Raw genomic sequence first — 7,213 nt, 5'->3', positions numbered from 1 at the left:
CCCCAGGAGCCGCCTCCTCGGCGGGCGCCTCGTCAGCGGGGGCCTCGACGGACTCGGCGGCGGGCGCCTCGTCAGCAGGGGCCTCCTCGGCGGCGACCGGCGTACCAGCACCACCTGCGAGGATCGAGGGGTCCTCAGCGGCCTTCGCCTGGAGGGCACCCGCGAGACGGGCGGCCTGGGCGAGCGGCGCGTTGAGGAGGTAGACGGCCTGGCTCAGCGAAGCGAGCATCGCGCCCGCCAGCTTGCCCAGGAGGACCTCGCGGGACTCGAGATCGGCCAGCTTGGCGATCTCGGCCGGCTCGAGGGCCTTGCCGTCCAGAACTCCACCCTTGATGACAAGGGCGGGGTTGGCCTTGGCAAAGTCACGCAGACCCTTCGCCGCCTCGACGACGTCGCCCGTGATGAAGGCGATCGCGGTCGGGCCGGTGAGGAGCTCGTCGAAGCCCTCGATTCCCGACTCCTTGGCGGCAATCTTGGCCAGCGTGTTCTTGACCACGGCGTAGTTGGCGTTCTCGCCGAGGGAGCGCCGCAGGTCCTGCAGCTGCTTCACGGTGAGACCGCGGTACTCGGTCAGCACAGCACCGGCGGCGTCACTGAACGACTCAGTGATCTCCGCGACGGCGGCCTGCTTGTCTGCCCGCGCCATGGGTCTCCTTCCGGACATGACCACCGGCTGGAGACTCCTGGGAACGACGAACGCCCTGAGCGCAGACGCTCAGGGCGTGGACACCGGCCGCGACCCCTGTGATGACGGAGCCGCAACTGCTGGTCATGCTCTGATCCCCTGCGCAGGCCATCCGCTTCCGCGGAACCTTCGGTCAGGGCTGAGGCAGCCCGGACGACCGGCGGTCTTTAGGTTTCGAGCGCAACAGTACGACGCTGCGCCGTACCACTCAAAATCGGCGGCAATCCGGGTGCGGTCCCGCCTGGCGACACTGGCACGATGGTCCTCGTGACCTCCTCGCCGCTGACCTCCCTGCCCGCCGACCAGCTCGCCGCGCGCCTCACTGCGCTGCGCGCCGACTACGAGGACCTCCAGGCCAAGGGGCTCAAGCTCGACCTCACCCGGGGGAAGCCCGGCGCCGACCAGCTCGACCTGTCCGAGGACCTGCTGCGGCTGCCGACCGGGCACCAGGACCGCTCCGGCACCGACGTGCGCAACTACGGCGGCCTGGACGGGCTGGCCGAGATGCGGGAGGTCTTCGCCGACCTGCTGGGTGTCGACGCCGCGCGGGTCGTCGCGGGCGGCAACTCCAGCCTCACGATGATGTACCAGGTCGTGAGCTGGCTGCTCTCCCACGGCGGCCCCGACTCCCCGCGGCCGTGGTCGCAGGAGGAGACCGTCAAGTTCGTCTGCCCGGTCCCCGGCTACGACCGCCACTTCACGATGCTCGCCGAGCTCGGCATCGAGATGGTGACCGTGCCGATGCACGAGGACGGCCCGGACGTCCCGGCGGTGCGGGCGCTGGTCGCCGACGACCCGGCGGTCAAGGGCATGTGGCTGGTGCCGACCTACGCCAACCCGACCGGCGCCGTGTGCTCGACCGAGGTCGCCGCCGAGCTGATGGCGATGCCGACCGCCGCCCCCGACTTCCGGATCCTGTGGGACAACGCCTACGTCGTCCACCACCTCACCGACGTCGAGACCAAGAGCGCCGACGCGCTCGGCCTCGCCTCGGCCTCCGGGCACCCCAACCGGCCGATCATGTTCGCGTCGACGTCGAAGATCACCTTCGCGGGCGCAGGCGTCGCCGCGCTGGCCGCGTCGCCCGAGAACAAGGAGTGGTACCTCAAGCGGCTCTCCTTCGCCTCCATCGGGCCGGACAAGATCAACCAGCTGCGGCACATCGAGTTCTTCGGCGACGCCGACGGCGTCCGCGCCCACATGCGCAAGCACCGCGACCTGATCGCCCCGAAGTTCGCGGCTGTCCAGGACGCCCTCAGCGCCCGGCTGGACGGCCTCGGGATCGCGACCTGGAGCCACCCGGTCGGCGGCTACTTCGTCGACCTCAACGTCCTCGACGGCACCGCCGCCCGGGTCGTGCAGCTCGCCAAGGAGGCCGGCATCGCGCTCACCCCCGCCGGCTCCGCCTTCCCCCACGGCAACGACCCCGACGACCGCAACATCCGCCTCGCCCCGACCTTCCCCGTGCTGGCCGAGGTCGAGGCCGCGATGGCCGGGGTCGCGGTCTGCGTCGAGCTCGCTGCGCTCGAGCAGCTCACCTCCTGACGTCGGGGCGCGCGCGCTGCAGGAATCCCCGGTCGACCGGGGATTCCTGCACTTGTTGGGCATTGCACCGGCCGACAAGCGCCTGGAAACCCCGACAAGGTCCCGAGTACGACGAAGCCCGGCCACTCGCGAGAGTGACCGGGCTTCCGTCGTACTGGGGTCAGACCGTGGCCTCGTCCTCTTCCGCGACGTTCTTGACGCGGTTGGGGTCGACCTGGACGCCGGGGCCCATGGTCGTCGAGACAGTGACCTTCTTGAGGTAGCGGCCCTTGGAGCTGGACGGCTTGAGCCGCAGCACCTCCTCGAGGGCTGCCGCGTAGTTCTCGACCAGCTGGGTCTCGTCGAACGAGGCCTTGCCGATGATGAAGTGGAGGTTGGCGTGACGGTCGACGCGGAACTCGATCTTGCCGCCCTTGATGTCGGTCACGGCCTTGGCCGGGTCCGGGGTGACGGTGCCGGTCTTCGGGTTCGGCATGAGGCCGCGGGGGCCGAGGACCCGACCCAGGCGACCGACCTTGCCCATCATGTCGGGCGTCGCGACGACGGCGTCGAAGTCGAGCCAGCCGCCGGCCACCTTGTCGATGAGCTCGTCGCCACCGACGATGTCGGCGCCGGCCTCACGGGCGGCGTCGGCCTTGTCGGCGTTCGCGAACACGAGGACCCGGGCGGTCTTGCCGGTGCCGTGCGGCAGGTTGACGGTGCCGCGCACCATCTGGTCCGCCTTGCGGGGGTCGACGCCGAGGCGCATCACGACGTCGACGGTCTCGTCGAACTTCTTCTTGCTGGCGGCCTTGGCGATCTTGATCGCGGCCAGCGGGGCGTAGAGCTCGTCCTTGTCGAACGTCTCTGCCGCCGCGCGGTAGGTCTTGCTGCGCTGCATAGTTTTTTCCTACTTCCGGAAGTCGTGGTTCGAGCCAGCGCGGCTCTCCCACATGCCAAAAATCGGGCTCAGTAGTCGGTCGTGACGCCCATCGAGCGGGCGGTGCCCTCCACGATCTTCATCGCGGCCTCGATGTCGTTGGCATTGAGGTCGGGGAGCTTGGTCTGGGCGATCTCGCGCACCTGGTCCTTGGTCAGCTTGCCGACCTTCTCCTTGTGCGGGACGCCGGAACCCTTCTTCAGGCCGGCGGCCTTCTTGATCAGCTCGGCGGCCGGCGGGGTCTTCGTGATGAAGTCGAAGGACCGGTCCTCGTAGATCGTGATCTCGACGGGGATGACGTTGCCGCGCATGGACTCGGTCTGGGCGTTGTACGCCTTGCAGAAGTCCATGATGTTGACGCCGTGCGGACCGAGGGCGGTACCGACCGGGGGCGCCGGGGTGGCGGCGCCGGCCTGCAGCTGCACCTTGACCAGCGCGGCGATCTTCTTCTTGGGAGGCATTCCTCTATCTCTTTCTTCTCGTGGTCATGACGAGGAGTACGTCGTACGCCTCTGCCACTTGTTGCTCGAGCAACCTGCCTATTGTCCGGCTTGTCGTCGTACCTGTGAAATTCTCAGGCGAGTCACGGGTTTCGAGACGCTCCGCGCGTCCCCGAGCAAGCTCGGGCCCGCTTGTCGCTTCTCAACCTCTTCGGCCGGCGTGAGTGCCCTCGTTCCTCGGGCACTCACGAGCCTCAGACCTTCTGTACCTGGCTGAAGCTCAGCTCGACCGGGGTCTCCCGGCCGAAGATCTCGACCAGCGCCTTCAGCCGCTGCGACTCCGCGTTGATCTCGGTGATCGTCGCGTGGAGCGTGGCGAACGGGCCGTCCACCACCATGACCGAGTCGCCCACACCGAAGTCGGCGACCTCGATCGGCCGCTTGGCGGTCTGGGTGCCGCGGCTGCCGGCGGCGGCCGAGCCGTCGGCCTCGGCGGGAGCCGCGAGGACCGCAGACGGGGCCAGCATCTTCTCGACCTCGTCCATGCTCAGCGGCACCGGCTGGTGGCTGTGACCGACGAAGCCGGTGACCGACGGGGTGTGCCGCACGGCGGCCCACGACTCGTCGGTGAGGTCCATCCGGACCAGGACGTAGCCGGGCAGCACGGTGCGCCGCACCATCTTGCGCTGGCCGTTCTTGATCTCGGCGACTTCCTCGGTGGGGACCACGATCTCGTGGATGTAGTCCTCCATGTTGAGGGAGTGGATGCGGTTCTCCAGGTTGTGCTTCACCCGGTTCTCCATGCCGGAGTAGGTGTGCACGACGAACCACTCGCCCGGCTTCATCATCAGCTCGCGACGGAAGGCCTCCAGCGGGTCGAGCTCCTCCGCGTCGGCGTCGACCTCGACCTCGGCGTCGTCCGCGATCGCCTCGACCTCCGGAGCCTCGACCTCCTCGGGGGTCGACTCGGCACCCTCGGCCGGCTCGAGGGCGACCTCGGGCTCTTCGTGGGTGGTGACGTCCTCGCCCGTCTCAGGGGCCGAGTCGTACTGCTCCGACACGTGGTGCTCCATCATCTGCTGTTGGCTGGGGTGTCGACGCTCGCGGCGTCGATCACACGTCGTCTGCGCCGGTGAAGATCGCGAAGACCAGCTTGCCGAGACCGAGGTCCAGCAGCGAGACGATCGCGATCATCACCAGCACGAAGGCCATGACGACGAAGAAGTAGGTCACCAGCTGCTCGCGGGTCGGGTAGACGACCTTGCGCAGCTCGGCGACGACCTGGCGGTAGAACGTCAGCGGCCCGGTGCGCCGCTCGCCGGGCTTGCCGGCGTCGGACTGGCGACCCTTCTGGGCCGCGTGGGAGTCCGACACGCTGCTCACTCCTTCAACTTCTCGTCTGGTTCTCGTCTGGTCCTGCAGGGCACGAGGGACTTGAACCCCCAACCTTCGGTTTTGGAGACCGATGCTCTGCCAGTTGAGCTAGTGCCCTCCGACGGCTTCCCGGTCCGTGCACCCACCAGGCACCCACAAGAACGTCGTCATGAGGGCGCGACTGACTATGGGGGGAAAGCCACCAAGGGTGGAGTCTACGCACCCCGGGCCAAGCGGGCCAAAAGCGCCACCGTCGCCCAGCTCCCGCCGCGGGCCGTCCGCCCAGGTCAGGACCAACGGCCCTCGCGGTGGGTTGCGCCCCGGTGGGACCTTGGTGGTGGAGACGACGGGGGACGACGGGAGCGGGAGGTGACGTCGATGATGTCGACCCGGTACGACGAGCCGCCGACGAGCGTCGTCGTCCTCGACGTCGTCGCCAAGTCGGCGCTCCTGTTCTTCCTGGCCCTGGTGGCCGTCGATCCCGAGTGGGGCAACCTCGAGGGCAAGGCACCGGTCGCCCGGGCGATCGCCTACCCGCTGTGGGCGTTCGTGCTGCCGGCCGCCTGGCTCGCGTTCCGCTGGACCCCGCGCTTTCCCTGGCTGGCGGACCTGCTGATCACCCTCACCTGCTTCACCGACGTCCTCGGCAACCGGCTCGACCTCTACGACACGATCGAGTGGTTCGACGACTGGATGCACTTCGTCGACACCGGGTTCCTCGCGGCAGCCATCGTGTTGCTGACCACGACCCGGGCGACCGGGATCGCCGAGGTGCTGGTGCGCGCCGTCGCGATCGGCATCACCGCCGCCCTGGCGTGGGAGCTGTTCGAGTACGTCTCGTTCGTCACCCGCTCCGACGAGCTCCCCACCGCCTACGCGGACACGCTGATCGACCTGATGATGGGCTGGCTCGGCGCCGTCACCGCGGCCGTGATCGTCCACGTCGTACGCCGTCGCCTTGGGGCCGAGAGGGCACCCGGGGCCCCGTCCGAACCCCGCCCGCTGCCGCGGCACCTACGCCGCGCCTAACATGGCGAGCGTGCGGGACGCTCACTCACTTCCGAAGGCCCACCTGCACCTCCACTTCACCGGCTCGATGCGGCACGAGACGCTGCTGGAGCTCGCGGAGCGCGACGGCATCCACCTGCCCGACGCGCTCGTCGCGGAGTGGCCGCCGCAGCTGACCGCCGCGGACGAGAAGGGCTGGTTCCGGTTCCAGCGCCTGTACGACGTCGCCCGGTCGGTGCTGCGCACCGAGGACGACGTGCGCCGGCTGGTGCGCGAGGCCGCCGAGGACGACGTCGCCGACGGCGGCCGCTGGCTGGAGATCCAGGTCGACCCGAGCGGCTACGGCGCCCGGTTCGGCGGGATCACGGCCTTCACCGACCTCGTGCTCGACGCGGTCCGCGACGCCAGCGAGAGCACCGGGCTCGGGATGGCGGTGGTCATCGCGGCGAACCGCACCCGCCACCCGCTGGACGCGCGCACGCTCGCCCGCCTGGCCAGCCAGTACGTCGACCGCGGCGTGGTCGGGTTCGGGCTCTCGAACGACGAGCGGCGTGGGTCCACCTCCGACTTCGCCCACGCGTTCGAGATCGCCGAGCGGGCCGGCCTCCTGCTCGCCCCGCACGGCGGCGAGCTGCGCGGGCCCGAGCACATCCGCACCTGCCTCGACGCCCTGCACGCCGACCGGCTCGGCCACGGCGTACGCGCAGCCGAGGACCCGGACCTGCTCGCCCGGATCGTCGACGCGGGCGTCGCGCTCGAGGTGTGCCCGGTCTCCAACGTCGCGCTCGGCGTCTACTCCGACCTCACCTCGGTGCCGCTGCCGACCCTGCTCGCGGCCGGTGCGACCATCGCGCTCGGCGCCGACGACCCCCTGCTGTTCGGCTCCCGGCTGGCGGGTCAGTACGCCACCATGCGAGCCGCGCACGACCTCTCCGACGAGCAGCTCGCGGAGCTCGCCCGGATGTCGTTCCGCGCCAGCCGGGCACCCGACGAGGTCCGCAAACGCGCCGACGCCGACATCGACGCCTGGCTCGCCGACGACACCGCCGCTGGTTGAGGTGCGAGCGCAGCGAGCCGCCGCCGCTGGTTGAGGTGCGAGCGCAGCGAGCCGCCGCCGCTGGTTGAGGTGCGAGCGCAGCGACCCGCCGCCGCTGGTTGAGGTGCGAGCGCAGCGACCCGCCGCCGCTGGTTGAGGTGCGAGCGCAGCGAGCCCCCGCCGCTGGTTGAGGTGCGAGCGCAGCG

General features: G+C 69.9%; 8 protein-coding genes and 1 tRNA gene. 3 read left to right on the top strand and 6 right to left on the bottom strand.

What is annotated here, in order from left to right; genetic code table 11:
- Positions 1-646, bottom strand: a 646-nt coding sequence (rplJ, locus tag H0488_RS09075; protein ID WP_183098956.1) for a 50S ribosomal protein L10, incomplete at its 3' end; no start/stop codon positions are given.
- Positions 647-943: 297 nt separating this feature from the next.
- Between rplJ and H0488_RS09070 the strand changes: the two genes are divergently transcribed.
- Positions 944-2,230: an aspartate aminotransferase type Ic gene (locus tag H0488_RS09070; RefSeq protein WP_183098955.1), complete on the top strand. Its 1,287-nt coding sequence runs from the start codon at positions 944-946 to the stop codon at positions 2,228-2,230.
- A gap of 160 nt (positions 2,231-2,390) precedes the next feature.
- Here the strand turns inward: H0488_RS09070 and rplA are convergent, their stop codons facing one another.
- The 5 genes from rplA to H0488_RS09045 form a co-directional block, all read right to left on the bottom strand.
- A complete protein-coding gene (gene rplA, locus H0488_RS09065) occupies positions 2,391-3,110 on the bottom strand; it encodes a 50S ribosomal protein L1 (protein WP_183098954.1) in 720 nt (239 codons plus the stop codon).
- Positions 3,111-3,178: 68 nt separating this feature from the next.
- Positions 3,179-3,610, bottom strand: coding sequence for a 50S ribosomal protein L11 (rplK, locus tag H0488_RS09060; protein WP_183098953.1), 432 nt, complete (start codon positions 3,608-3,610; stop codon positions 3,179-3,181).
- A 233-nt stretch (positions 3,611-3,843) separates the two neighbouring features.
- On the bottom strand, positions 3,844-4,665 hold the full coding sequence (gene nusG / locus H0488_RS09055) for a transcription termination/antitermination protein NusG (RefSeq protein ID WP_183098952.1): 822 nt from the start codon (positions 4,663-4,665) through the stop codon (positions 3,844-3,846).
- Between the two features lie 37 nt (positions 4,666-4,702).
- A complete protein-coding gene (gene secE, locus H0488_RS23990; protein ID WP_183098951.1) occupies positions 4,703-4,963 on the bottom strand; it encodes a preprotein translocase subunit SecE in 261 nt (86 codons plus the stop codon).
- A 45-nt stretch (positions 4,964-5,008) separates the two neighbouring features.
- Positions 5,009-5,081, bottom strand: a tRNA-Trp gene (locus H0488_RS09045).
- Between the two features lie 260 nt (positions 5,082-5,341).
- On the opposite strand from H0488_RS09045, the gene H0488_RS09040 reads away from it, so the two are divergent.
- Positions 5,342-5,992 (top strand): DUF2238 domain-containing protein, encoded by a 651-nt coding sequence (locus tag H0488_RS09040; RefSeq protein ID WP_183098950.1) that lies wholly within the window; start codon positions 5,342-5,344, stop codon positions 5,990-5,992.
- Position 5,993: 1 nt separating this feature from the next.
- Positions 5,994-7,028, top strand: a complete 1,035-nt coding sequence (locus H0488_RS09035; protein WP_183098949.1) for an adenosine deaminase — start codon at positions 5,994-5,996, stop codon at positions 7,026-7,028.
- The last annotated feature ends 185 nt before the right edge of the window (positions 7,029-7,213 follow it).

It is taken from the genome of Nocardioides pelophilus (assembly GCF_014180685.1).
In the GTDB taxonomy this organism is placed as follows: domain Bacteria; phylum Actinomycetota; class Actinomycetes; order Propionibacteriales; family Nocardioidaceae; genus Nocardioides; species Nocardioides pelophilus.
Note: the sequence above shows the minus strand (reverse complement) of the source record. Positions and strands in the feature narration are given on the sequence as shown.